Genomic DNA, 22,608 nt, shown 5'->3' with positions numbered 1-22,608 from the left:
ATGAACGACAGCGAGGCCAAGGAATTACTCAGGGTCCAGGCCGGGGTGCGCGGCATGCACTGCGCGGCCTGCTCCAGCCGCATCGAGCGGGTGGTGGGGGCCATGGACGGGGTCGACAGCGTGGGCGTGAACCTGGCCTCCGAGACCATGGAGGTGGCCTTCGACCCCGAGGCCCAGAGCATGGGGGCCATCGCCGAGCGCATCAAGGGCCTGGGCTTCGAGGCCGTGCTGCCCGAGGCCCGGGGCCGTTTGGAGGCGGCCATCGGCGGCATGCACTGCGCGGCCTGCTCGGGCCGCGTGGAGCGCGTTGTCGGGGCCATGGACGGCGTGTCCGAGGCCGAGGTCAGCCTGGCCTCGGAGACCGGCTCCTTCGCCTTCGACCCGGCGATCGTGTCCGCCGCCGACATCCGTCGCGCCATCCGGGGCCTGGGCTTCACGGTCGCGGACGCGGGCGCTGAGGACCTCTTCGAGGAGCGCCAGCGCGAGGCCCGGGAAGAGTTGCGCGCCGCGCGCCTGCGCCTGATCCCGGCCTTCGCCTTCGCGCTGCCCCTGCTGGTCCTGTCCATGGGCCACATGGCCGGCCTGCCTCTGCCCGGGTTCCTGGACCCTGCCGTCAGCCCCCTGGGCTTCGCCCTGGCCCAGCTGGTCCTGGCCCTGCCCGTGGTCTGGTCGGGCAGGCAGTTCTACCTGCGCGGCCTGCCCAACCTCTGGCGGCGTTCCCCGGACATGGATTCCCTGGTGGCCGTGGGCACGGGCGCGGCCCTGGTCTACAGCCTCTGGAACACCGTGGAGATCGTCCTCGGGCATGAGCCCATGGCCCGGGCCATGGACCTCTATTACGAGGGCGCGGCCGTGCTCATCGCCATGATCTCCCTGGGCAAGTATTTCGAGGCCGCGTCCAAGCTCAAGACGTCGGACTCCATCCGCGCCCTCATGAGCCTGGCTCCGGACACTGCCCTGGCCGTGGACGAGGCGGGCAACCAGACCGAGGTGCCCCTGGACGAGGTGCGCGCGGGCGACCTGCTCCTGGTGCGCCCGGGCTCGCGCATCCCCGTGGACGGGGTGGTGGTCTCGGGCGCGGGCAGCGTGGACGAATCCATGCTCACGGGCGAGCCCCTGCCCGTGTCCAAGGCCGAAGGCGACCAGGTCACCGGCGGGACCATGAACACCACGGGTGCGTTGACCATCCGCGCGGAAAAGGTCGGCGCGGACACGGTGCTCTCGCGGATCATCGAGCTCGTGCGCCGGGCCCAGGGCTCCAAGGCCCCCATCGCGGCCCTGGCCGACCGCATCAGCTTCTATTTCGTGCCCACGGTCATGGCCATCGCCCTGGCCGCCGGCCTGGCCTGGTACGCGGGCGGGGCCGGCTTCCCCTTCGCCCTGCGCATCTTCGTGGCCGTCCTGGTCATCGCCTGCCCCTGCGCCATGGGCCTGGCCACGCCCACCTCCATCATGGTCGGGGCCGGGCGCGGCGCGCAACTGGGCGTGCTGTTCAAGGGCGGCGACGCCCTGCAGACCGGCGAGGCCGTGGACACGGTGGTCTTCGACAAGACCGGCACCCTGACCTTCGGCCGCCCGGAGCTGACCTCCGTGCACGTCGCCCCGGGCCAGGCCCTGGACCGGGGCGGAATCCTGGCTCTGGCCGCCGGGGCCGAGCGGTCCTCGGAGCATCCCCTGGCCTCGGCACTGGCGGCCGCCGCCGAGGCCGAGGGGCTCGCCGTGGCCTCCCCCACGGAATTCGAGGCCCTGGCCGGGCGCGGCGTGCGCGCCCGGGTGGACGGCCGCGCCGTGCTCATCGGCAACGAGCGCCTGATGCGTGAGGAGAACGTGGCGGGCATCGGGGAATCCGGCCTGCTGGAAACGGCGGGGCAATTGTCCGGGCAGGGCGAGACCGCCCTGTACCTGGCCCTGGACGGGACTCTGGCCGCCGTGCTCTCCGTGGCCGACGTGCTCCGGCCCGAGGCCGCCGATGTGGTGGCCCGGCTCAAGGCCGCGGGCAAGCGGGTGGTCATGCTCACGGGCGACGAGGAGGCCACGGCCCGCGCCGTGGCCGCGCGCGCGGGCATCGATGCCGTGACGGCCCGGGTGCTGCCCGAGGGCAAGGAGGCGGAGATCCGCGCCCTGCAGGACGGCGGCCGCCGCGTGGCCATGGTGGGCGACGGCATCAACGACGCCCCGGCCCTGGCCCGCGCGGACCTGGGCGTGGCCATGGGTTCGGGCATCGACGTGGCCGTGGAGTCCGGGGACGTGGTCCTGGTGCGCGGCGACCTCCATGCCGTGTCCACGGCTCTGGAACTGTCCCGGGCCGTGATGAAGAACATCCGCCAGAATCTGTTCTGGGCCTTCGCCTTCAACTCTCTGGGCATTCCCGTGGCCGCCGGGCTGTTGCACCTTTTCGGCGGACCGACCCTGAATCCCATGATCGCGGGCACGGCCATGGCCCTGTCCTCGGTGACCGTGGTCAGCAACGCCCTTCGGCTGCGCTTTTTTGTTCCCCGCTAGCGCAGGCGCGCGGTGAGCAGGTAGCCCAGGTCGTCGTCCAGCAGGACGTCCACCGTGAACCCTGCCTTCGCCAGCATGGCGCGCAGGGCCGGGGGCTCGGGCATGGTGTCGTGCTCCACGGCGCTGCCCGCCTTGCGGTGGTGGTCGTTGATGGTCGCCGAGTTGATGAAGTGGTGGATCACCAGCCCGCCTCCCGGGCGCAGGGCCTCGGCCATGCGCGCCAGGGCCGCGGGCTGGTCGTCGATGTGCGGGAAGACCTGATGGCAGAGGGCCAGGTCCATGCTGCCCGGGGCCAGGGGCAGCTCCTCCAGGGAGCCGAGGCGGGCCTCGGCGTTGGGCACGGCGGCCAGGCGCTGTTGCGCGGCGCGGACCATGCCCGGGCTGACGTCCAGGGCCAGCACCGAGCCCCCGGGACCCACCCGCCCGGCCACCAGGGCCGTGAGGCGGCCCGTGCCGCAGCCCGGTTCCAGCACGCTTTTCCCGTCCAGGGGGCTGATGTGGGCGAAGAGGCGTTCCAGCTTGGGGGCCTCGTCGGCCCCGTATTCGGCGGCGGACCAGCGGGCCCCGGCCTGGGCGTCGAAGAATGCGGCCTTGTCAGCGTACATGGGGGCCTCCGATGGTGTCCGGGGCGCGTTCCGCCGTTCCGGTGGAAAAGTTCAGGGACAGGCGCTGGCTGCGGGACAGCCCGCGCTTCTTGGGCGAGAGCAGGGTGCAGGCCACGAACAGCGCCGTGGACAGGACCACGATGACCGCGCCCGAGGGTACATCGAAGAGATACGAGGCCGCAAGCCCGCCCCAGCATGAGGCCACGCCGAACAGCGAGGCCAGGATGAAGATGTGTTTCAGCTTGTAGGAGAGCTGGTACGCGGCGGCCGCCGGGTTGACGATGAGGCTGTAGATGAGCAGCCCCCCGATGCTGCGCAGCGACGCCGTGACCGTGGCCCCGGTGGCGAAGAGCATGGCGTAGTAGACCGCCGTGGCCGGAATCCCGGCTGCCAGGGCCACGCCGCGGTGGCAGAGCACGGCCTGGATCTCTTTGAAGAACAGGGCCAGCCCGGCCAGCAGGGCCGCGCACACCGCGCCCATGACCCACAGGTCGCGCTCGGCCACGGTGAGGATGCTGCCCCAGAACAGGTTCAGGGCCTGGGACTTGGGCCCGGGCATCAGCCCGATGCACAAAAACGCCACCCCCAGCATGGCCGAGAACACGATGCCCACCACGGTCTCGGGCGCGAAGTCCGCGCGGTCCGAAAGCGGGCCGATGAGGGCTGCCACGCCCAGGCTGAAGACAAAGGCCGTGACCATCCCGTCCAGGCCCAGGAGCATGCCCGCCAGGGCCCCGGCGAAGGCCGCGTGGGCCATGCAGGTGCCGATGGCCGTGATGCGCATGGTCACCACCAGCACCCCGGTCACGGCGCAGGACACCCCGCCCAGGATTCCGGCCAGCAGGGCCTTTTGCATGAACGCGTAATGCAGAATGGACAGGTCCATGACGCTCCCTAATAGCAGATGTGCCGCCGTCCGTTCATTTCCGCCACGTGGATCCGCGTGCCGTAGAGCTCGCCCAGGCGCGCCTCGTCCACGGCCTCGTCCGCCGGGCCCTCCCAGGTCAGGAGGCCGTCCTTCATGAAGGCGATGCGGTTGCAGACGTCGGGCAGGGTGTTCAGGTCGTGGGTCACGATCATGCTGGTCAGCCCGAGGCTGACATGCAAGTCCTGCACCAGCCCCAGGATGCCGCGCTGGGCCTGCCAGTCCAGGGAGGCCGTGGGCTCGTCCAGGAGCAGGATGCGCGGGCCCTGGAGCAGGGCGCGGGCGATGGCCACGCGCTGCTGCTCCCCGCCCGAGAGGTGGCCCAGGGGCCGTTCGGCCAGGGGGGCCAGGCCCACCAGCTCCATGAGTTCCTTGGCCCGGCGTTTGTACCGGCCGGGGACGCGCCTGAGCAGGCCCACCACGCCGAAGCAGCCCGTGAGCACGGACTCGCGCACGGTGACGGGCAACAGCGGGTCGATGTCCTGGTGCTGGGCCACGTAGCCCACCTGCCTGCGGATATCCCGGGCGCTCGCCGCGTCCACGCGTCGTCCCAGCACGCTGACCTCGCCGCCCACCACGCGGCCCAGGCCGTTGACCACCGTGAGCATGGTGGTCTTGCCCGCGCCGTTGGGGCCGATGATGCCCAGGAAATCGCCCTGGCGCAGGGACAAATCCACCCCGCGCATGGCCACGTGGCGGCCGTAGGCCGCGCTGACCCCCTCGAAGCGCAGGATCTCGGGGGCCGCGTTCACGAGCCCTCCGGCGCGGCGAGGCAGCGGATGAGCCGTTCCACGTTGGCGCTAAAGGCCTTTTCCCAGGTGCCCGTGTCCCGGAACCCGTCCGGGAAGTTGGAGAGCGCCACGCGCCGCGCGCCCAGTTCCTCGGCGATGCCCCGGCCGCCGTCGCCGGTTTGCAGGTTGTCCACCACCAGCCCGGTCTTTCCGGCGCGTCCCGCGTCCACGACCTGGGCCATCTGCTCCGGGGTCATGTCCCCGGGGCGGGCGAAGGTCGCGGCCACGGGGAACCCGGCCCAGCGCACCTGTTCCACCAGCATGACGCAGCAGGTCACGGGCAGGTTGTTCGCCCCGGCGGCCTGGAGCCGCGCGTGGAGCTGCCGCGCCAGGTGCTCCAGGCGGTTCAGGCGGGCCCCGGCGGCCTGGTTTATGGACTCGCGCAGCTGGGGCGCGAGGTCGATGAGCATGGCGGCCAGGGCGCGCACGTAGCGGGCCTGGACCTCCGGGACCATGGCGTTGCCCGGCTCGGGCACCACCAGCACGCGCAGTTTCGGGCTGGCCGCGGCGTTGACCAGGGCGCGCATGTTCTCCAGGTCGCGCTGCCAGGGGTGCAGGACCAGGGCGTCGGCCTCGGCCAGACCGGCAAGGTCCGCCGGGCGCAGGTCGTAATGCCCGGGGCAGGCCCCGCCGGGAATGAGCGCCCGGACCTCGGCCTGGGGGCAGAGGTCCGTGAGGATATCCGAGATGATGGTGGTCCCGGCCACCAGATGCAGGGGCCGGGCCTGGGCCGTGGCCGCCAGCAGCAGGCAGCAGGCCAGGGCCAGGAGCAGTTTGCGGATCATGCGTCGCCTCCCAGGGGTTTGCGGGCCACGATGAGGATCGAATCCAGGCGGTCGCCCACCTTGCCCAGGCGTTGGGGCGCGAATTCGGGCACCCCGGCCGTGCGCAGGATTTCGTAGCGCCCGCTAAGGTAGTGCAGGACTTCCTCGTGGCTCATGTCGCCCTTGAAGCTGTAGATGTTGGGGCCCTTGGTCACGCCCGGGAACACGCTCATGGACCATTCCAGGTCCAGGAGCGGGGCCTTGGAGCGTTCCCCCCGGGCGTAGTAGGCGTGCTTGGTGATGAAGAACCCGCCCGGGGCCAGGGCGTCGTGGATTTTGTCCAGGAGCATGCGGGACTTGCCCCCGGGGTTGTAGGACAGCAGCACCGCGTCCCAGTCCTGGCCCAGGGGATCGCTGAACTGGTTGCCGCCCCGGAAGCGGACCCGCTCGCCGCCGGACAGGTCCGCGTAGGCGAGTACGGCCTCGGCCATGCCCGGCAGGTCGAAGACCGTGGCCGTCAGCTCCGGGAAGCGGTCGCACAGGCCCACGGAATACAGCCCGTGCCCGCCGCCCAGGTCCAGCAGGGTGCGCACGCCGTCGAAGCCCGGCACCGCCGCCAGGATGTCCGTGGTGCGCTGCATCTCCCCGGTGAGGGTCTCGCGGGCCAGGGCGTGGATGAAGTTCCCGGCGAAGGCGTTGTCTCCGCGAAGCTCCACGGGCCCGTCCCGGAGCACACGCCCCAGGCCGTCCCACGGCGCGAGCCCCTCCAGAACGCAGTCCACCACCGGGCCCTGGAACAGGGGCGAGGAACGGCGCAGGAAATCGTGCGCCTCGGGGGTATTCCGAAAGCCCTCGGCGGTTTTCGCAAGCAGGCCCATGGCCTCCAGCACGCGGCACAGGGCCAGGGTCACGCCCGGGTCCGTGCCCAGGCTCCCGGCCAGAACCTCGGAGTTCGTGGGCTCGTCCAGGGCCTCGAACAGCCCCGCGTCCAGGGCGGCGCGCAGGGCCTGGAGCTGCTTGTACCCATGCTCGGCCCCGTGGATCACGCGGTACAGGGACGACGGATCCCTGGGCTCGGGAATGGGCGTGGACGGCGTATCCATATGGCTTCTCCGTGTCGGGCGGCCGGGCGCGTCGCCGCGCCCGGCCTGTATTTCGTAGCCGTTTGGCGCAGGTCGTTCCAAAACAGTGAGATGCAAGGCGCAAGGAAAATTCAAGGCCGACGCGTACTCCCTGTACGCGAGGGTTTGAATTTTTCGCAGCAACGCAGCAGATTGCTGTTTTGGGGCGACCTGCCTAGAAGGTCAGTTTCATGCCGATCATGCCGTTGATGCCCGGCATGGGGTACTCGGGCTTGTATTCGTAGCTCTCGTCCGTGATGTTCTGCAGCGAGACGTAGAACTCGGCCTCGGTGTCCCAGGTCTCCAGGAGCACGGTCCAGCCGAGCCGGGCGTTGACCAGGAAGTGCTCTTCCACTTCTTCGGTGTTGGTGGCCCCGCTCTTGCGGGTCTGCTTCAGGGCGTACATGTCCGAGACGTATTCGCAGTCCATGGACAGTTCGAAATCCTTCAGAAACTGCCAGTTGAACCCGGCGCTCACCGTGGTCTCCGGGGCGTAGGGCATGTCCGCGGGGCGCGTGTTCTGGCGGGTCAGGCCGGCGAACAGGGCCAGGTCCGGTGTGGGCGTCACGTTCAGGGAGGCCTCGAAGCCCTCGATGCGGTATTCCTCGGTGTTGGTCCAGTTGGTGGGCGGGTAGGGCGGGGTGCTGAACACGTAGCGGTTCTCGCCGTCGTCGTTGAAGTAGCTGACCTCCAGCTTGACCAGTTCCTCGTAGGACAGGCTCACGCCCACCTCGCGGTGGTCCACCACCTCGGGTTCCAGGTCCTCCCAGGCGGCGGTGGGGAAGACCACGGCCACGTCATGGCCGGGGTAGGAGACGCCCCGGCTGGCGGAGGCGTGGACCTCCAGGGGCCCGTAGCCCGCCACCAGGCCGTAGTGCGGGGCCGTGCGGCTGTCGAAGTGGCTGTGCTCGTACAGGCGCGCGCCCACGGAGGGGATCAGGTGCCAGCCGTCCTCGTCGCCGAACAGATAGCTCACCGCGCCGTAGGGCATGGACAGGGAGAATCTGGGCACCTGCACCGAGTTCGTGGAGCCGTCGTCGTAGGAGTAGTGGATCTTGCCGTCCCACCACTGCTGGTCCAGGCCGCCGGTGACTTCCAGCCTGTCGGTGATCTCCACGCGTTCGCGCAGCTTCAGGCCCCAGAACCAGAAGTCGTTCAGGCATTCGTCGTCGTTGCCCGGCTGATCGTACCAGTAGCCCTCGCCGCCGCTGACGAAAAATTTGATCTCGCCGTCCGCCATGCCGAAGTCGTTGGCCAGGGTCAGGGTGGCCATGCGCAGGCGGGTCTTGTAGGTGCCGTCGCTCTCGGCGGAATCGTCGTCCGGGCCGGGGTCGTCGGCCGTGTTGTCCGTGCCCAGGGCGAACAGGCGCGCGTCCCAGTAGTCGTTCAACTCGTAGCCCAGGTTGGCGAACCCGCTGGCCTGGCGGCCGTCGGCATTGGTCCTGTGGCCCTGGGAATAGCGGAAGCCCTCGCCCAGGTAGTAGTCGAAGGCGTCCAGCATGCCCCCGTGCTCCAGGGACTGGCTCACCGTGGCGTAGCTGCCGCCCGCGATGTTGAAGATGGTGGTGGAGTCGTCGCCGCGCATGCGCTTGGGCGTGATGTTGATGGCCGAGAGGGCGTCGCCGAAGCGGTTGGGCTGGGGCCCCTTGATGACCTCGATGGACTCGGCCGGGTCCACGGGCAGCAGGTCGATGAGCGGATGGTTCCAGAGGCCCATGTAGACGGGCACGCCGTCGATGTAGGTCTTGATCTCCGCGCCCGGGCGGGAGGAGCCCATGCCGCGTATGAACACCGCGCCGCCTTCGCCGCCGCCGAAGGCTCCCACCTGGTTGTAACGGGTGATGGTCACGCCCGGGGTGCGCCGGAGCGCGGAGCTGATGTCCAGGGCTCCCAGGTCCTCGATCTGGTCCTGGCCCACCACGGTGGTGGTGGCCCCGTAGCGGTCCACCTTGTTGCCCTGGATGATGGGCGAGGCCACCACGTTGACCTCCTCCAACTGGACTTCTCCGGCGGCCGAAGCCGTGGAATCCTGGGCCCGGGCCGGGCCGTCCAAAACGAGCAGCGCAAGAATAGCAGCCAACAGCAAGCACCGACGCGTGTGCATCGCGACACCTCCCCTTGTACCTGTTTAGAATAGTAGGGAATAATTATTAATCTGATCGTATGCGGGTAACACTAAAAAATTATACTTGCAACAATCCAAGGCATGTAACATGTATTCATTATATGAACAGTGGAAAAAATAGAGATTGGTGCCCGCAGGGGCGGCCGGGGCGGCTTGCGGCCCGGGCGGTTCCGATTTTGGCGTCCCTGGCGTTGCACCTGGGCCTGGTGCTGGCCGCAGCCTTTGCCGGGAGCATGGGGGCCGCACCCGTGGAGCTCGTGGATCCGGTGGTCTACGAGGTGGCCCTGGTCACCGTGGCCGACGCCGGGGGCTCGGGCTGCGCCCAGGCCGACCCCGGGCCGGTCGGGCGCGTGGAGTCGCCTCTGCCCCGGCGCGTCCGGGAACCGTCCCCGCCCGCGAAGATCGAGCCGCCGCTGAAGCAGGCGCGCGCCTCCGCTCCCCAAAGCCCGCCCGTGGTCGTGAAGGAGGTGGCCGCGCGCGTCGCCGAGGCCCCGGCGCACGCTGTCCCGAAGGCCCCCGCCGTGGCCGCCGGGGACGGGGAGGGCCGCGAGGCCCATGCCTCGAGGCTCCTGGAGGCGTCCGTGGCGTCCGAGGGGTTGGCCGGGGAGGGGCATCCCCTGGGCCTGCCCAGGGGCCGGGGGGAAGGCCTCGGCCACGGCGCGCTGCCGGGCGTGGGCAAGGTGGACATCCTGCCCAGGATCGTGCGCAAGGTGGAGCCCCGCTATCCCGTGGGCGCGCGCAAGGGCGGCCTGGCGGGCAGCGTGCGTGTGCGCTTCGTGGTGGACGCGCGGGGCCATGTGTGCGACCCCGAGGTGCTGCGGGCCGATCCGCCCGGCGTGTTCGAGGAGAGCGCCCTGGACGCGGTGCGCAAATGGCGGTTCAAGCCCGCCAAAAAGGACGGGCGCGTCGTCTCCATCCGCGTGGTGCTGCCCATTCGCTTCAGCCTCAAGCCCTAGGGTCTGCGGTTTCTTGCCCGATCGTCCGCAAAAGCTGCTTGTTCGCCCCTGAGTCGGCGCTCCTCCCTTGACCACGGCCCGGGGCGGCCTTAGTTTTGGGGTTTCCATTTCCCGGAACCCCCGGAGCCCCGTCCATGACCTCGGAAGAAACATCACGCCCCTATCGAACCATCTGGCGCCTGGCCTGGCCGCAGGCGCTGATGATGTTCTTCCATTTCTGGATCGGCTTCGCGGACGTGTACGTGGCCGGGCTCATCAATCGCGAGGTCCAGGCCTCCCTGGGGCTGATCACCTCCTGCCTGTTCTTCCTGCTGATCATCGCCGTGTCCGTGGCCAACGGGTCCGTGGCCGCCATCAGCCAGTCCCTGGGCGCGGGCAAGGAGGCGCGGGCCAAGCGCTACGTGGGCCTCTGCCTGGAGCTGGCCCTGGGCGTGGGCTTGGTGTTCATGTTCCTGGGCGTGGGCGCCAAGGACCTGCTGCTGTTCCTGCTGCGCGTGCCCTCGGATATCCACTCCATCGCCTCGGATTTCCTGAGCATCTACGCCAAGCTCCTGCCGAGCTACTATATCCTGCTGATCACCAACGCCGTGTTCCGCGCCCGGCGCGAGGTCATGGTGCCCACCTACACCATGCTGCTCATCACCGTGGTCAACGTGGTGGCGGACTTCGGCCTGGGGCTGGGCATGTGGGGCATGCCCAACCTGGGCTACCACGGCCTGGCCTGGGCCACCTTCTGGTCCGTGACCGCAGGCGCGCTGCTTAACCTCGCCGTGCTGCATGGCAAGGGCATGCTCCGGCGCTCGTCCTTCCCGCCCCTGTGCTGGGTGCGCAAGGCCCTGCCCTACCTGCTGCGCGTGGCCTGGCCCTCGGGACTGATGCAGATCCTCTGGCAGACGGGCTATCTGGCGCTGTTCGCCATCACCGCCAGCCTGCCCCAGGACAACGTGGCCGCCCTGGCGGGCATGACCGCGGGCATCCGCGTGGAGTCGCTGCTGTTCCTGCCGGGCATGGCCTTCAACATGACGGCCTCGGTGCTGGTGGGCAATTACCTGGGGGCCGGGGACCCGGCCTCGGCCAAGCGCTTCGGCCTGCGGGTCTGGGGCGTGGGCGTGGTCTGCATGACCCTGCTCACGGTGGTGGTCTGGCAGTTCGTCACGCCCCTGGCGGCGTTCCTGTCCCCGGACGCGGGCGTGCGCGTGCAGATCGAGGGCTATCTGTTCTACAATCTTCTGGCCATCCCCTTCACCATGACCAGCATGACCCTGGGCGGCGCCCTCAACGGGGCCGGGGCCACGCTGTACAACAGCGCGGTGTTCGGGGGCACGGTCTGGGGCGTGCGCCTGCCCCTGGCCTGGCTCTTGGGCCACGTGGTCCTGGCCGCGTCCAGCGGCGTCTGGATGGCCATGCTCGTTTCCCAGATGGTGCAGGCCTCGTGCCTGTTCTGGGTCTATATGTACAAGGACTGGCCGCGTTTCGCCCTGGGGGCGAAGAAGCGGCCTCATGGAACCGTTCCCGCCACCGGCCTGGGCGCCGGGACGGGGTTGCGCAAGTGAGGTGTCGATGACCATTTGCCAGGGGCCGGAATTCAGCCCCGTGAGCCTGGACAGGCAGGAAGAATACCGCCGATGTTTCGCCCAATGCCCGCAAAAGGCGTCGGACTACAGCTTCATCAACATCTGGGGCTGGGCCGAGCATTACGGGCTGGAGTGGTATTTCGGCGAGTCCCACGTCTGGCTGCGCCAGACCAAGCCCGAGACCGTGTACTGGGCCCCGGTGGGCCCGTGGGACCGGATCGAGTGGAAGAACTGCACCACCATCCCCCAGTGCGGCCCCTTCACCCGGGTGCCCGAGGATCTGGCCCTGCGCTGGCAAGAGGCCTTCGGCGAGGGCGCGGAGCTGGTGGAGGCGCGCGGGCACTGGGACTACATCTATTCCGTGCCCGAACTGGCCGCCCTGCCGGGCAACCGCTTCCACAAGAAGAAGAACCTGCTCAACCAGTTCGTGAAGAAATACGACTACACCTACCACGCCATGACCCCGGACTGCGTGGAGGCGGCCCTGGACATGCAGGAGGAGTGGTTCGGCTGGCGCGACGAGGAGTCCCAGGCCACCCTGGCCGCCGAGAACACGGCCATCCACCGTGTGCTCCAGCATTGGGACCAGCTGGGCGGCGTGTTCGGCGGGGTCATCGAGGTGGAGGGCCACCAGGCGGCCTACACCGTGGCCGAGCGCCTGGCCGACGACACCCTGGTGGTGCATTTCGAAAAGGGCCACACCGGGTTCAAGGGCGTGTACCAGGCCATCAGCAAGCTGTTCCTGGAGAACGAGGCCGGCGACTACGCCCTGGTCAACCGCGAGCAAGACCTGGGCGACCCGGGCCTCAGGAAAGCCAAGGAATCCTACAACCCCGTGTCGTATCTCAAGAAGTTCGAGGTGCGCTTCAACAAGTAGCGCCCCCGTCTGGACATGAAAAGCCCCGGCCGCCTGCGCGGCCGGGGCTTTTTGCAATTATCGGACGTCCGGCCCGTCAGGAGTCCAGGGCGGCCATGAGCTTTTCCACGGGCCTGCGCTCGGGCACGGTCTCGCGCTCCATGCGGCCCTCGTTCCAGTCCTCGGACACGTACAGCCCGCAGAAGCAGGCCCCGAATTCCGCCACGTCGGCCTCGCGGTACACGCAGGGACAGACGATGTCCCGGTCCAGCTCGAATTTTCCGCTGGCCAGGCGGCAGGGGCAGGCCATGTGCCCGTAGCGCTCCTTGTTCACCAGGAGGCTCGCGAGGAGCGGCATGGTCATGCCTTCCAGGTCCTTGTTGAAATAATAGCCCTTGGGCTCCTGGATGGCGCGCAGGGCCTGGTAAAGCTGCTTGGCGTCCATGGCTTACCCCAGGTGCTTCTTGAGTTCCTCTTCCCTGTGTCCCACGATGACGCAGTTCTCGTCGATGACCACAGTGGGGAAGGAGGCCGAGGGATTGTACTGCTTCATCTCCTCGATGGCGGCCTTGCGCTCGTCGCCGGTCAACTGGTCCACGTGCACGCAGTCGTAGTGGATGCCGTGCGCGTCGAGATATTTCTTGGTGTTGGCGCAGTGGATGCAGGTGGACAGGGCGTAGACCTTCACGGCGTGTTGTTCGGACATGGGGGCTCCTTGGGTTGATGGGCTTTCCAGTCCCTGTAGTAGGCATTCGCCCGGGCCAGGTCAACCGGGGGCGGGTCAGGATTGGCGCAGCCGCAGCTCCAGCCTGCGGGCCAGGGTGGAGCAGGCCAGGGTCAGGGCCAGGTACAGGAGGGTCACGGCGATCATGATCTCGAAGGTCATGTAGGTGGCGGCCATGAGCTCCATGCCCTGGAAGGTCAGCTCCTGCACGGAGATCACCGAGACGATGGCCGTGTCCTTGATGATGGACACGAATTGCCCGGCCAGGGGCGGGACCATTCGCGTCAGCGCCTGGGGCAGGATCACGTGGCGCATGCGCTGCAGGCGTGTGAGCCCCAGGGCGTAGGCCGCCTCCAATTGCCCGCGCTCCACGGACTGGACCCCGGCGCGCACGTGCTCGGCGATGAAGGCCCCCTCGTACACTGCCATGGTCAACAGCGCCGCCAGGAAGTTGGGCATCTGGTCCACGGGCGCGGCCGCGATGGCCAGGGTGTCCCGCACCCAGTCGGGCGCGGCGCGCAACAGCTCGTCCACGTGCAGGGCGGCCATGATCTGGTCCGCCAGGAAGAAGTAGAAGATGAAGATCAGCACCAGGGGCGGGGTGTTGCGCACCAGCTCCACGTAGGTCCGCCCGGCCAGGCGCGGAAAGAGCCGCGCGGAGCAGCGCGCCAGGCCCATGAGCGCGCCCACGCCCAGGGCCAGGACCATGACCCATACGGACAGGCGCAGGGTGGTGAACAGCCCCTGGAGGATGAGCCCCGGGGCCGGGCCGCCGCCCCCGGCGTCCGCGCGCACCAGGTACTGGGCCAGCAGCCCCCAGCGCCACTGGTAGTCCAGGGACGCCTCCACGCGCCAGGCGAAGAGCGCGGCCCCGGCCGTCAGGGCGGCCAGGAGCGCGGCGTCGAGAGCGGTGAAGCGGACGGTTTTCTTGCGCATGGCGGGATGTGCGCCGGGCGGCCCGCTCGGGCCGCCCGGGGGGCGCTACTGGACCCTGTCCTTCCAGTCCATGGTCTCGAACCAGTAGTGGTAGCGGTCCTGAACCCAGTTCTCCCCGCGCACGAAGAGGATCCAGCTGTTCACGTAGTTCAGCAGGTCCGGGTCGCCCTTGCGCACGGCGATGCCGTTGGGCTCGTGGGTCAGGTTCTCCTTGAGCGGCACGAAGAGCTTGTCCGGGTGCTTGCTGGCCTCCTGGGCGGGCAGGGGCGCGGAGCTCACGAAGGCGTGCACCCGGCCCATGAGCAGGTCCTGCACGGCCTGGGGCTCCTTTTCGAAGAGCTTCAGCTTGGCCTTGGGCAGGAAGCGCTGGGCGGCCTTCTGGGCCGTGGTGCCCGTGCGCGCGGCGATGGTCACCTCGGGCTTGTTGAAGTCGTCGATGGTCTTGAAGCCCGCGGCCAGCTTCTTGCTGGCCACCATGGACTGGCCCGAATAGTAGTAGGGCAGGCTGAAGCAGACCTGCTGGGCGCGGTCCGGCCGGATGGCCATGCCGCCGATGAGCACGTCGAACTTGCCCGTGAGCAGGGCCGGGATGATGCCCTTCCAGGCCGTGGGCACCAGCTCCAGCTCCACGCCCAGGTCCTTGGCGAAGCGCCGGGCCACGTCGATCTCGAAGCCGATGAATTCGCCCTGTTTGTCCTTCATGGCCCAGGGCACGAAGGTGTCGAAGCCCACGCGCAGCACGCCGCGCTCCATGACCTTGGTCAGGGTGCTCTCCTCGGTCAGGGCGTTGGCCGTGTCCCCGGCCCGGGCCGGGGAGCCCTGGGCCATGAGGGCCAGGGCCAGGCAAAGGGCCGCGCACAGGGCCAGGCACGGGTTCAGCGTCTTGTTCATGATGCTCTCTCCTTGGTTTACAGGATCTGGCTGAGAAATAGTCTGGTCCGCTCCTCGCGGGGGGCGTCGAAAAAACGGTCCGCCGGGGCCTGTTCCACCACGCGCCCGGCCTCCATGAACACCACCCGGTCCCCGGCTTCGCGGGCGAAGCCCATCTCGTGGGTCACCACCACCATGGTCATGCCGCCCAGGGCCAGGCCGCGCATGACCTCCAGGACCTCGCCGATCATCTCCGGGTCCAGGGCGCTGGTGGCCTCGTCGAAGAGCATCACCTGCGGGTTCACGGCCAGGGCCCGGGCGATGGCCACTCGCTGCTGCTGGCCGCCCGAGAGCTGGGCCGGGCGCGCGGCGGCCTTGTCCGTGAGTCCCACGCGTTCGAGCAGCGCCAGGGAGTCCGCCTCGGCCCGGGCGCGGTCCTTGCCGCGCACCAGCACCTGGGCCAGGTTCACGTTCTCCAGCACCGTCATGTGCGGGAAGAGGTTGAAGGCCTGGAAGACCATGCCCACCTCGGTGCGGATGAAGCGGCGGTCGGCCTCGCCGTGGCCCAGGGTGCGGCCCAGCACGGACACCACCCCGGAGTCCACGTCCTCCAGCCCGTTCAGGCAGCGGAGCAGGGTGGACTTGCCCGAGCCCGAGGGCCCGATGACCACCACCACCTCGCCCCGGCGCACGGAGAGGGAGACTCCGTCCAGGGCGCGCACCCCGCCGGGGAAGGTCTTCACCAGGTCGCTGGCCAGGACCACTTCCTCGCCCAGGACCTTGGGGTTGTCGACGCCGCTGTTCATCTTCACCTCAGGCCTCCACGGCCAGGCGTTTTTCCAGGGCCGCCGCGGCCAGGGACAGGGGCAGGGTGATGCACAGGTAGATGGCCGCCACGGTGAACCAGACCTCGAAGACCATGAAGGTGTCCGAGGAGATGATGTTGCCGCTCTGGGTCAGCTCGAAGATGGCGATGGTGCTGGCCAGGGACGAGTCCTTGACCAGGGACACGGCCACGCCCGTCAGCGGCGGCAGCACCCGGCGCACGGCCTGGGGCAGGATCACCTTGCGGTAGGTGTCCAAGGACGACAGGCCCAGGCTGTAGGCCGCCTCCCGCTGGCCTTCGTCCAGGGATTCGATGCCCGCGCGGAATATCTCCGCCGCGTAGGCCCCCTCGAACAGGGACAGCGCCAGCACCGCCGAGGCGAAGGCGTCCATGTCCAGCACCGGGGCCAGCACGTAGTAGATGAAGAATATCTGGGTCAGAAGCGGGGTGTTGCGGATGGTCCCCACGTAGGTCCGGGCCACGAGGTGCGCGGTGAGGGAGCTCGTCTGGCGCAGCATGGCCGCCACCAGGCCGAAAACCGTGGCCAGGACCAGGGACAGCCCCGCGATCTCGAAGGTCACGGCCAGGCCCTGGAGCAGCGGCCCCGCCGTGAATCCGTCTCCGCCCGGGGAGAACAGATAGCGGGGTATGCGGTACCACTTCCAGTGGTAGCCCAGGCCCTGGGTGCTGGAGGCCATGAGCCAGGCCAGCGCGCCGAGGAAGAGGGCGTAGAGCAGGAAGTCGAGGTACTGCGCGCGTACGGCGCGTACGGCCGGGGCGGTCATGGCCGGGGCTCCGTGGTTCTGGCGGACGGGGCGGGAACGGGAAAACCGGGGCGCGCCTGGGGGCGGGGGAACGGGGGGGCGGCCTGTCGCGGAGGGCGCGGAATCCGCGCGGGCCGCCGCACAAGGCCGCCTCCGGGGCCGAAGAAGACCACGGAGCGCGGGCGCGGCCCGGCCGGGGCGCGGTATGGAGTCACAAAGGCGTGCATCGGATTCACCTGCCGGATGCATACCCTAGCAAAAAAACGGGAACCAAGGGAAGGTTGCTTTACAAGCCGCCGGGACGCCCGGCGGGCGGGGCCTAACGCCCGGAAGATGCGTCGTCGCCGGGCTTCGGCAGGGAGGTTTCCGCCAGCTTCATGTACTTCTGGAAGGCGTAGATGAAGGCGTGCACCGCCAGCACGAACCCGGCGCGGCCGTCGCGGAAGCCCTGCTTGAGCACGTATTGCTTGAGGAACTTGCCCGCGCCGTGGGCCAGGGCCGTGCCCACCCCGGCGGTCCTGCCGCGCGCGGCCAGCTCGCGGGCCGCCGTGCCGGTGTAGGCGTTGATCTTGTCCAGATGCTCGGCCAGGTCCGCGTAGGGGTAATGGACGATGTCGCCGACTAGCCGCTGGGTCGGCCCCGTGGGATGAAACTCCTCGTGGGGCAGGATGCCGCGAATCTCCACCCCGTCCAGGCGGAACACGCGCAGCAGCAAATCCGGATACCAGCCGCTGTGGCGGATGAAGCGGCCCAGGTACCAGGAGCGGCGCGGGCAGTAGAAGCCCGCCGCGTCGCCCGGGGCCTCGAGGGCCGCGCGCATGGACTCGCCCAGCTCCGGGGACAGGAACTCGTCCTGGTCCAAAGTCACGATCCAGGGCGTACTCACATGCTCGAAAGCGAAGCGGAACTGGGGAATGGTGCCCTCCCAGTCCCGGTGCAGCACGCGCGCGCCCGCCGCCTCGGCAATGGCCAAAGTCCCATCCGTACTCCCCGAATCCACCACCAACAACTCGTCGCAAAACCCCAGGCTCTCCAAGGTCTTGCCCAGCCACTTCTGGCCATTGAAGGTCAGGATCACACCGGTGATGGATTCGGCCATATACGTCCCGTGGGGAAGATTTTTGCCTCCGGCGGCTCAAGGGGGTAACCCCCTTGAGAATCCCTTTATGGGCTGCCCGCAGGCGGCGTGGCCGCCGGCGGGCAGCCCCGAATAAGGGTTCTTAGGGGAATTATTCCCCTAAGCCGCCGGAGGCAAACAAAGCTTCAGCGCCGTTCTAGTCGTCGTCCATGGTCCGGCGCTTGGGCCCGTCGTGGGCGTCGGCGCGTTCGGCCAGGTTGTGGTCCACGATCTCGATGGCGTCGCGCACCACGCGGGCCAGTTCCTGCTCGGCGTCCACCAGGCGGAAGCGCTTGCGGTACAGGGCCGCCCAGGTCAGGTAGCCTTCGCGGATGCGCTTGTGGAAGGGCAGGGCCTCGGCCTCGAAGCGGCCTTCGGACTCGGCCTTGCCCTCGCGCACGTTGCGCGTGAGCGCGCGCTTGAGCCCCACCTCCGGCGAGAGGTCGAAGAGCAGGGTCAGGTCCGGCCACAGCCCGGCCACGGCCACGTCGTTCAGGGTGTGCAGCAGCTTGGGGTCCAGGCCCCGGCCGTAGCCCTGGTAGACCACGGTGGAGTCGGCGTAGCGGTCCGAGAGCACGATCTTGCCCGCCTCCAGGGCCGGGCGGATGATGGTGGCCACGTGCTGGGCGCGGTCCGCCAGGTACAGGAACAGCTCGCTCTCGCGCACCAGGTCGCGGCTCTCCAGGTTCAGGAGGATCTTGCGCAGCTGTCGGCCCAGGCGGCTGCCGCCGGGCTCCAGGGTGCGAACGACCTCGTAGCCCTGGCCCTCCAGGTGCTCCTGCACCCGGTTCAGGACCGTGGACTTGCCCGAGCCTTCTATGCCTTCAAAGGTAATAAACACTGCTCGTCCTTTTTGTCGCCGTTGTCGGCATCGGGGTCCGGGGTGCGCAGGGGCTTGAACACGAAGCGGTTCAGGGAGCGCACAAAGGGGCTCCATCCGGCCTCGTCCTCGCCGCCCGCGTCGGCCGTGGCCTCGGCCACGGTCTTCAGCTTGGCGTCCAGGTTGTCCGCGAAATGCAGGGCGAAGGCCTCGGCTGTCTGGGGCACCTTGGGCGAGCCGAACTCCAGCTCGCCGTGGTGCGAGAGTATCATGTGCTTGACGTGGGTGGCCACGGCCGGGTCCAGGCCCTTTTCCAGGGCCCTGGCCAGGAAGGGCTCCAGCACGTCCAGGCCGATCTGGATGTGCCCCAGCAGCCTGCCCTCGTCGCTGATCTCGCGCACCGGGCCCTGGGAGTATTCCCAGGCCTTGCCCAGGTCGTGGAGCACGGCCGAGGCGAGCAGCGCCTGCCGGTCCAGGTCCGGATAGTGGTCGCAAAAGGCCATGCACAGCCCGCACACGGACAGGGTGTGCTCGATGAGCCCCCCCGCGTAGGCGTGGTGGATGCTCACGGCCCCGGGCGCGGCGGCCAGGCGCGGCTTGACGGCCGGGTCGGTGAGCACCGAGCGCACGAGGTTGCGCAGGGGCTTGTGCCTGAGGTGCTTCTTGCAGAGGCGCTCGATGTCCGCGAGCATCTCCTCGGGGTCCCGGGGGCTGGCGGGCACGAAATCGGCCAGGCGCAGGCCCGCCTCGTCGGGGTCCACCACCAGGGCGGCCTCGGCCACCACCTGGGGCTGGTCGCGGTAGGTGCCCACCTGCCCGCGCACGCGCGCGAACATGCCGGCGGCCAGCTGCGGCACGGCCTGGGCCTGGGGGCTGAATATCTTGGCGGGCATCTCCCCGCTCATGTCGGCCAGGGTCAGGGACCAGAAGGGGCCGTTCTTGGCCTGGCCCTGTTGCGCCGAGGCCAGCAGAAAGACCTCGTCCAGCGCCTGGCCGGGAGCGAGGTCCCGGATGAAAGTCGTCTTCGTCATGTACTTGCGGTGGGTTCCAGTGGTTTACGATACGTCAGCATCCGATAGCAGACTCCCCCCCCGTGTGCAACGAGGGGGGTCTTGGACGTTGCGGTGCGCGGCCCCCTGGGCTACCCTGTGCCCGTTCCCGCCCGGGGTGCTGCGACTTCTGGGGAAAAATCGACGCAAGGAATCGTAATTCATGCATATCCTTTTGACCAACGACGACGGAATCCAGGCCGTGGGCCTGCGCGCCCTGTATGCGGCGCTCCTGGCCGCCGGGCACGAGGTGGACGTGGTGGCCCCGGTGTCCGAGCAGTCGGCCGTGGGCCACGCCGTGACCATGGCCATGCCGCTGAAGGTCAAGCGCTTCGAGTCCGGCGGGTTCAGGGGGCTGGGCGTGTCCGGTACTCCCGTGGACTGCGTGAAGCTGGGCCTCACGGAGCTGTTGGACCGGACCCCGGACCTGGTGGTATCGGGCATGAACGCGGGCTGCAACGTGGGCGTGGACATCATCTATTCGGGCACCGTGTCCGCGGCCACCGAGGGCGCGCTCATGGGCCTGCCCGCCCTGGCCGTGTCCCTGGACGATTTCAACCCCGAGGACGTCTCGGCCCAGGCCGCCTGGGCCGCGGATTTCGTGGGGCGCATGGACTGGTCCCTCGCGCCGCCGCAGTGCGTGCTGAACCTGAATTTCCCCCACCTGCCCCTGGCCGAGACCAAGGGGCTCAAGGTCTGCCCCCAGACCACGGCGGCCTACCGGGACTGGTACTGCGCGCGCAAGGACCCGCGCGGCCATGACTATTATTGGCTGGAAGGCGAGATTCCCAAGGAAAAGGTGGCCCCGGGCACGGACCGGGCGCTGCTCTGGGAGGGCTACATAACGCTCACTCCCCTGCGTCTGAATTTCACGGACAATCAGATGCTTTCGGTCCTGGAGGCCCTTGAGCTTCGTTGACAGCCCACCGGGGTCAGTCTATAAAATAATTCGTTTCAGCACGTCGCCTTACGCACCGCGTTTCACGGGCGATTCCGGGCCGCCGGACGGAATCGCAGCGGCTGCGGCGTGCGTCGATGACGGATCATACCGGACGGGCCCGGCCCGCCGTGAACCATAGCTTCGCAGGAGGACCCCATGCCGCTTACAGGACCCAGGGAAATGTTCGAGAAGGCCTACGCCGGCGGCTACGCCGTGGGCGCCTTCAACGTGAACAACATGGAGATCATCCAGGGCATCATGGCCGCGGGCACGGAGGAGCAGGCCCCGCTCATCCTGCAGGTTTCGGCGGGCGCGCGCAAATACGCCAGCCAGACCTACCTCATGAAGCTCATCGAGGCCGCGCTCATCGAGTCCGACCTGCCCGTGGTGGTGCATCTGGACCACGGCGCGGATTTCGACATCTGCAAGGCCTGCATCGACGGCGGGTTCACCTCCGTGATGATCGACGGCTCGCATCTGCCCTTTGGCGAGAACATCGCCCTGACCAAGCGGGTGGTGGATTACGCCCACGACAAGGGCGTCTGGGTGGAGGCCGAGCTGGGCCGCCTGGCGGGCATCGAGGAGCACGTGGTCAGCGAGGAGAACGTGTACACGGACCCGGACGAGGCCGTGGAATTCGTCCAGCGTTCGGGCTGCGACTCCCTGGCCATCGCCATCGGCACCAGCCACGGGGCCTACAAGTTCAAGGGCGAGCCGCGCCTGGACTTCGAGCGCCTGGAGAAGATCACGGGCATGATGCCCGATTATCCCCTGGTGCTGCACGGCTCCTCCAGCGTGCCCCAGGAGTTCGTGGAGATGGCCAACCAGTATGGCGGCGACATCCCCGGGGCCAAGGGCGTGCCCGAGGACCTGCTGCGCAAGGCGGCCACCTATGGAGTCTGCAAAATCAACATCGACACGGACATCCGGCTGGCCATGACCGCCGTGATCCGCAAGACGTTCGTGGAAAGTCCCGCCGAGTTCGACCCTCGCAAGTACCTGGGGCCCGCGCGCACGGCGGTCAAGGACATGGTGCAGCACAAGATCAAGAACGTGCTTGGCTGCTCCAACAAAATCTAAATCAAATCGTAAAGGGGAAGAGTGAAGATGGCTGTTCGCATCGGCATCAACGGCTTCGGGCGCATCGGCAGATACCTGACGCGCCTGCTGGCCAAGGAGGAAGGGCTCGATCTCGCCGTGGTCAACGCGCGCGCGGACAACGAAACCCTGGCCCACCTCCTGAAATACGACTCCGTGCACCGCACCTATCCCGGCGACGTGGCTCCCACCGAGGCCGGTTTCAGCATCGACGGCCATGAGGTGGCGGTGTCCCGCAACCCCATCGGCGAGTGGACCTGGGGCGACGCCGGGGTGGACATCGTGGTGGAGACCACGGGCAAGGTCAAGGACCGCGACGGCCTGGCCGTGCATCTGAAATGCGGCGCCAAGAAGGCCATCATCGGCGCCCCCGGCAAGGACGTGGACGCCACCATCGTCATGGGCGTGAACCAGGATCTCTACGATCCCAAAAAACACGACGTGATCTCCAGCGCCTCCTGCACCACCAACTGCATGGCCCCGGCCACCAAGGTCATCAACGACACCTTCGGCATACGCCACGGCCTGATGACCACCATCCATTCCTACACCATGAGCCAGCGCATCCTGGACGGGTCCCACAAGGACCTGCGCCGGGCGCGCGCCGCGGCCATGAGCATCGTGCCCACCACCACGGGCGCGGCCGTGGCCGTGACCCAGGTCATCCCCGAGCTCAAGGGCCGCCTGGACGGCACGTCCATGCGCGTGCCCACGCCCAACGTGTCCCTGGTGGACCTGGTCTGCGAGCTGGAGCGGCCCACCACGGCCGAGGCCGTGAACAAGGTCCTCAAGGAGGCATCCCTGGGCCACCTCAAGGGCAACATGGGCTTCTGCGAGGTGCCCCTGGTGTCCGTGGACTTCACGGGCAGCGACAACGGCGGCGTGGTGGACGCGCTCCTCACCCGCGTCATGGACGACACCCAGCTCAAGGTGGTCATCTGGTACGACAACGAGTCCGGATTCACCCACCAGTTGCTGCGCCTCATCAAGATGGTGGCCAAGGACCTCTAGCAGACCGCTGAAAAACAGCGATCTGCTGCGTTGCTGCGAAAAATTCAAAACCTCGCGTATTGGGATACGCTTCGGTCTTGAATTCTTCTTGCGCCTTGCATCTCACTATTTTTGAGCGGCCTGCGAGAAACGGCCTTTCAAAAATCAGCTAGGCGTAATCGCTTCCCAAGGCATGCCCAAGCCCCGCTTCCGGTTTCGGAGGCGGGGCTTTTCTTGTCTGGAGTTCTTTGACGG

The 22,608-nt window shown here is 68.4% G+C and carries 22 protein-coding genes; 7 read left to right on the top strand and 15 right to left on the bottom strand.

Features of this window, described 5'->3' with window-relative positions; genetic code table 11:
• Complete coding sequence (locus tag ACYYG1_RS03135) at nt 1-2,502, top strand: heavy metal translocating P-type ATPase (RefSeq protein WP_461208820.1); 2,502 nt, start codon at nt 1-3, stop codon at nt 2,500-2,502.
• Here ACYYG1_RS03135 and ACYYG1_RS03130 read toward each other — a convergent pair.
• The 6 genes from ACYYG1_RS03130 to ACYYG1_RS03105 form a co-directional block, all read right to left on the bottom strand.
• Complete coding sequence (locus ACYYG1_RS03130) at nt 2,499-3,107, bottom strand: class I SAM-dependent methyltransferase (protein ID WP_461208819.1); 609 nt, start codon at nt 3,105-3,107, stop codon at nt 2,499-2,501. The genes ACYYG1_RS03135 and ACYYG1_RS03130 overlap by 4 nt on opposite strands.
• Entirely contained in the window at nt 3,097-3,993 is an 897-nt protein-coding gene (locus ACYYG1_RS03125) for a metal ABC transporter permease (protein WP_461208818.1), read from the bottom strand. Before ACYYG1_RS03125 ends, ACYYG1_RS03130 begins: the two co-directional genes overlap by 11 nt.
• A gap of 8 nt (nt 3,994-4,001) precedes the next feature.
• A complete protein-coding gene (locus ACYYG1_RS03120) occupies nt 4,002-4,784 on the bottom strand; it encodes a metal ABC transporter ATP-binding protein (protein ID WP_461208817.1) in 783 nt (260 codons plus the stop codon).
• Nucleotides 4,781-5,608: a metal ABC transporter solute-binding protein, Zn/Mn family gene (locus ACYYG1_RS03115; protein ID WP_461208816.1), complete on the bottom strand. Its 828-nt coding sequence runs from the start codon at nt 5,606-5,608 to the stop codon at nt 4,781-4,783. Before ACYYG1_RS03115 ends, ACYYG1_RS03120 begins: the two co-directional genes overlap by 4 nt.
• The gene (locus ACYYG1_RS03110; RefSeq protein WP_461208815.1) at nt 5,605-6,690 is read right to left on the bottom strand and encodes a methyltransferase; all 1,086 of its coding nucleotides are present in this window, start codon (nt 6,688-6,690) and stop codon (nt 5,605-5,607) included. The genes ACYYG1_RS03115 and ACYYG1_RS03110 overlap by 4 nt, the downstream gene beginning before the upstream one ends.
• Before the next feature lie 193 nt (nt 6,691-6,883).
• On the bottom strand, nt 6,884-8,788 hold the full coding sequence (locus ACYYG1_RS03105; protein WP_461208814.1) for a TonB-dependent receptor: 1,905 nt from the start codon (nt 8,786-8,788) through the stop codon (nt 6,884-6,886).
• A 221-nt stretch (nt 8,789-9,009) separates the two neighbouring features.
• On the opposite strand from ACYYG1_RS03105, the gene ACYYG1_RS03100 reads away from it, so the two are divergent.
• The 3 genes from ACYYG1_RS03100 (at nt 9,010) to ACYYG1_RS03090 (ending at nt 12,240) form a co-directional block, all read left to right on the top strand.
• A complete protein-coding gene (locus ACYYG1_RS03100) occupies nt 9,010-9,789 on the top strand; it encodes an energy transducer TonB (protein WP_461208813.1) in 780 nt (259 codons plus the stop codon).
• 134 nt (nt 9,790-9,923) lie between these two features.
• Nucleotides 9,924-11,342, top strand: a complete 1,419-nt coding sequence (locus tag ACYYG1_RS03095; protein WP_461208812.1) for an MATE family efflux transporter — start codon at nt 9,924-9,926, stop codon at nt 11,340-11,342.
• A 7-nt stretch (nt 11,343-11,349) separates the two neighbouring features.
• The gene (locus ACYYG1_RS03090) at nt 11,350-12,240 is read left to right on the top strand and encodes a DUF2156 domain-containing protein (protein WP_461208811.1); all 891 of its coding nucleotides are present in this window, start codon (nt 11,350-11,352) and stop codon (nt 12,238-12,240) included.
• 76 nt (nt 12,241-12,316) lie between these two features.
• Here the strand turns inward: ACYYG1_RS03090 and ACYYG1_RS03085 are convergent, their stop codons facing one another.
• The 9 genes from ACYYG1_RS03085 to ACYYG1_RS03045 all read right to left on the bottom strand — a co-directional run bounded on the left by ACYYG1_RS03085 (nt 12,317) and on the right by ACYYG1_RS03045 (nt 19,307).
• Nucleotides 12,317-12,664 carry a ferredoxin-thioredoxin reductase catalytic domain-containing protein gene (locus ACYYG1_RS03085; RefSeq protein ID WP_461208810.1) on the bottom strand — a complete coding sequence of 116 codons (348 nt, stop codon included), beginning with the start codon at nt 12,662-12,664 and terminating at the stop codon, nt 12,317-12,319.
• 3 nt (nt 12,665-12,667) lie between these two features.
• Nucleotides 12,668-12,925, bottom strand: a complete 258-nt coding sequence (locus ACYYG1_RS03080) for a glutaredoxin family protein (protein WP_461208809.1) — start codon at nt 12,923-12,925, stop codon at nt 12,668-12,670.
• A gap of 75 nt (nt 12,926-13,000) precedes the next feature.
• Nucleotides 13,001-13,879, bottom strand: a complete 879-nt coding sequence (locus tag ACYYG1_RS03075) for an amino acid ABC transporter permease (RefSeq protein ID WP_461208808.1) — start codon at nt 13,877-13,879, stop codon at nt 13,001-13,003.
• Nucleotides 13,880-13,924: 45 nt separating this feature from the next.
• Nucleotides 13,925-14,770 carry a transporter substrate-binding domain-containing protein gene (locus tag ACYYG1_RS03070; RefSeq protein ID WP_461208807.1) on the bottom strand — a complete coding sequence of 282 codons (846 nt, stop codon included), beginning with the start codon at nt 14,768-14,770 and terminating at the stop codon, nt 13,925-13,927.
• Nucleotides 14,771-14,787: 17 nt separating this feature from the next.
• Nucleotides 14,788-15,555, bottom strand: a complete 768-nt coding sequence (locus ACYYG1_RS03065) for an amino acid ABC transporter ATP-binding protein (protein ID WP_461208971.1) — start codon at nt 15,553-15,555, stop codon at nt 14,788-14,790.
• Between the two features lie 7 nt (nt 15,556-15,562).
• A complete protein-coding gene (locus ACYYG1_RS03060) occupies nt 15,563-16,360 on the bottom strand; it encodes an amino acid ABC transporter permease (protein WP_461208806.1) in 798 nt (265 codons plus the stop codon).
• Nucleotides 16,361-16,658: 298 nt separating this feature from the next.
• On the bottom strand, nt 16,659-17,438 hold the full coding sequence (locus tag ACYYG1_RS03055) for a glycosyltransferase family 2 protein (protein WP_461208805.1): 780 nt from the start codon (nt 17,436-17,438) through the stop codon (nt 16,659-16,661).
• 175 nt (nt 17,439-17,613) lie between these two features.
• Nucleotides 17,614-18,297: a dTMP kinase gene (gene tmk / locus ACYYG1_RS03050; RefSeq protein WP_461208804.1), complete on the bottom strand. Its 684-nt coding sequence runs from the start codon at nt 18,295-18,297 to the stop codon at nt 17,614-17,616.
• Complete coding sequence (locus ACYYG1_RS03045; RefSeq protein WP_461208803.1) at nt 18,273-19,307, bottom strand: 3'-5' exoribonuclease YhaM family protein; 1,035 nt, start codon at nt 19,305-19,307, stop codon at nt 18,273-18,275. Before ACYYG1_RS03045 ends, tmk begins: the two co-directional genes overlap by 25 nt.
• A 181-nt stretch (nt 19,308-19,488) precedes the next feature.
• Between ACYYG1_RS03045 and surE the strand changes: the two genes are divergently transcribed.
• From surE to gap, 3 genes are all read left to right on the top strand, one after another.
• Nucleotides 19,489-20,244, top strand: coding sequence for a 5'/3'-nucleotidase SurE (gene surE / locus ACYYG1_RS03040; protein WP_461208802.1), 756 nt, complete (start codon nt 19,489-19,491; stop codon nt 20,242-20,244).
• Nucleotides 20,245-20,421: 177 nt separating this feature from the next.
• Nucleotides 20,422-21,345, top strand: coding sequence for a class II fructose-1,6-bisphosphate aldolase (gene fba, locus ACYYG1_RS03035; RefSeq protein WP_461208801.1), 924 nt, complete (start codon nt 20,422-20,424; stop codon nt 21,343-21,345).
• 27 nt (nt 21,346-21,372) lie between these two features.
• On the top strand, nt 21,373-22,374 hold the full coding sequence (gene gap / locus ACYYG1_RS03030; RefSeq protein WP_461208800.1) for a type I glyceraldehyde-3-phosphate dehydrogenase: 1,002 nt from the start codon (nt 21,373-21,375) through the stop codon (nt 22,372-22,374).
• The last annotated feature ends 234 nt before the right edge of the window (nt 22,375-22,608 follow it).

It is taken from the genome of Desulfocurvus sp. DL1XJH-121 (genome assembly GCF_054819825.1).
This window is presented reverse-complemented; position numbering and strand designations above follow the sequence as displayed.

What these genes read in the sequence shown, in the direction of transcription:
- ACYYG1_RS03135 (WP_461208820.1), top strand. Translation starts at nt 1, where the DNA reads ATGAACGACAGCGAGGCCAAGGAATTACTCAGGGTCCAGGCCGGGGTG.
- ACYYG1_RS03130 (WP_461208819.1), bottom strand. Translation starts at nt 3,107, where the DNA reads ATGTACGCTGACAAGGCCGCATTCTTCGACGCCCAGGCCGGGGCCCGC.
- ACYYG1_RS03125 (WP_461208818.1), bottom strand. Translation starts at nt 3,993, where the DNA reads ATGGACCTGTCCATTCTGCATTACGCGTTCATGCAAAAGGCCCTGCTG.
- ACYYG1_RS03115 (WP_461208816.1), bottom strand. Translation starts at nt 5,608, where the DNA reads ATGATCCGCAAACTGCTCCTGGCCCTGGCCTGCTGCCTGCTGCTGGCG.
- ACYYG1_RS03110 (WP_461208815.1), bottom strand. Translation starts at nt 6,690, where the DNA reads ATGGATACGCCGTCCACGCCCATTCCCGAGCCCAGGGATCCGTCGTCC.
- ACYYG1_RS03095 (WP_461208812.1), top strand. Translation starts at nt 9,924, where the DNA reads ATGACCTCGGAAGAAACATCACGCCCCTATCGAACCATCTGGCGCCTG.
- ACYYG1_RS03090 (WP_461208811.1), top strand. Translation starts at nt 11,350, where the DNA reads ATGACCATTTGCCAGGGGCCGGAATTCAGCCCCGTGAGCCTGGACAGG.
- ACYYG1_RS03085 (WP_461208810.1), bottom strand. Translation starts at nt 12,664, where the DNA reads ATGGACGCCAAGCAGCTTTACCAGGCCCTGCGCGCCATCCAGGAGCCC.
- ACYYG1_RS03080 (WP_461208809.1), bottom strand. Translation starts at nt 12,925, where the DNA reads ATGTCCGAACAACACGCCGTGAAGGTCTACGCCCTGTCCACCTGCATC.
- ACYYG1_RS03075 (WP_461208808.1), bottom strand. Translation starts at nt 13,879, where the DNA reads ATGCGCAAGAAAACCGTCCGCTTCACCGCTCTCGACGCCGCGCTCCTG.
- ACYYG1_RS03070 (WP_461208807.1), bottom strand. Translation starts at nt 14,770, where the DNA reads ATGAACAAGACGCTGAACCCGTGCCTGGCCCTGTGCGCGGCCCTTTGC.
- ACYYG1_RS03065 (WP_461208971.1), bottom strand. Translation starts at nt 15,555, where the DNA reads ATGAACAGCGGCGTCGACAACCCCAAGGTCCTGGGCGAGGAAGTGGTC.
- ACYYG1_RS03060 (WP_461208806.1), bottom strand. Translation starts at nt 16,360, where the DNA reads ATGACCGCCCCGGCCGTACGCGCCGTACGCGCGCAGTACCTCGACTTC.
- ACYYG1_RS03055 (WP_461208805.1), bottom strand. Translation starts at nt 17,438, where the DNA reads ATGGCCGAATCCATCACCGGTGTGATCCTGACCTTCAATGGCCAGAAG.
- ACYYG1_RS03045 (WP_461208803.1), bottom strand. Translation starts at nt 19,307, where the DNA reads ATGACGAAGACGACTTTCATCCGGGACCTCGCTCCCGGCCAGGCGCTG.
- surE (WP_461208802.1), top strand. Translation starts at nt 19,489, where the DNA reads ATGCATATCCTTTTGACCAACGACGACGGAATCCAGGCCGTGGGCCTG.
- fba (WP_461208801.1), top strand. Translation starts at nt 20,422, where the DNA reads ATGCCGCTTACAGGACCCAGGGAAATGTTCGAGAAGGCCTACGCCGGC.
- gap (WP_461208800.1), top strand. Translation starts at nt 21,373, where the DNA reads ATGGCTGTTCGCATCGGCATCAACGGCTTCGGGCGCATCGGCAGATAC.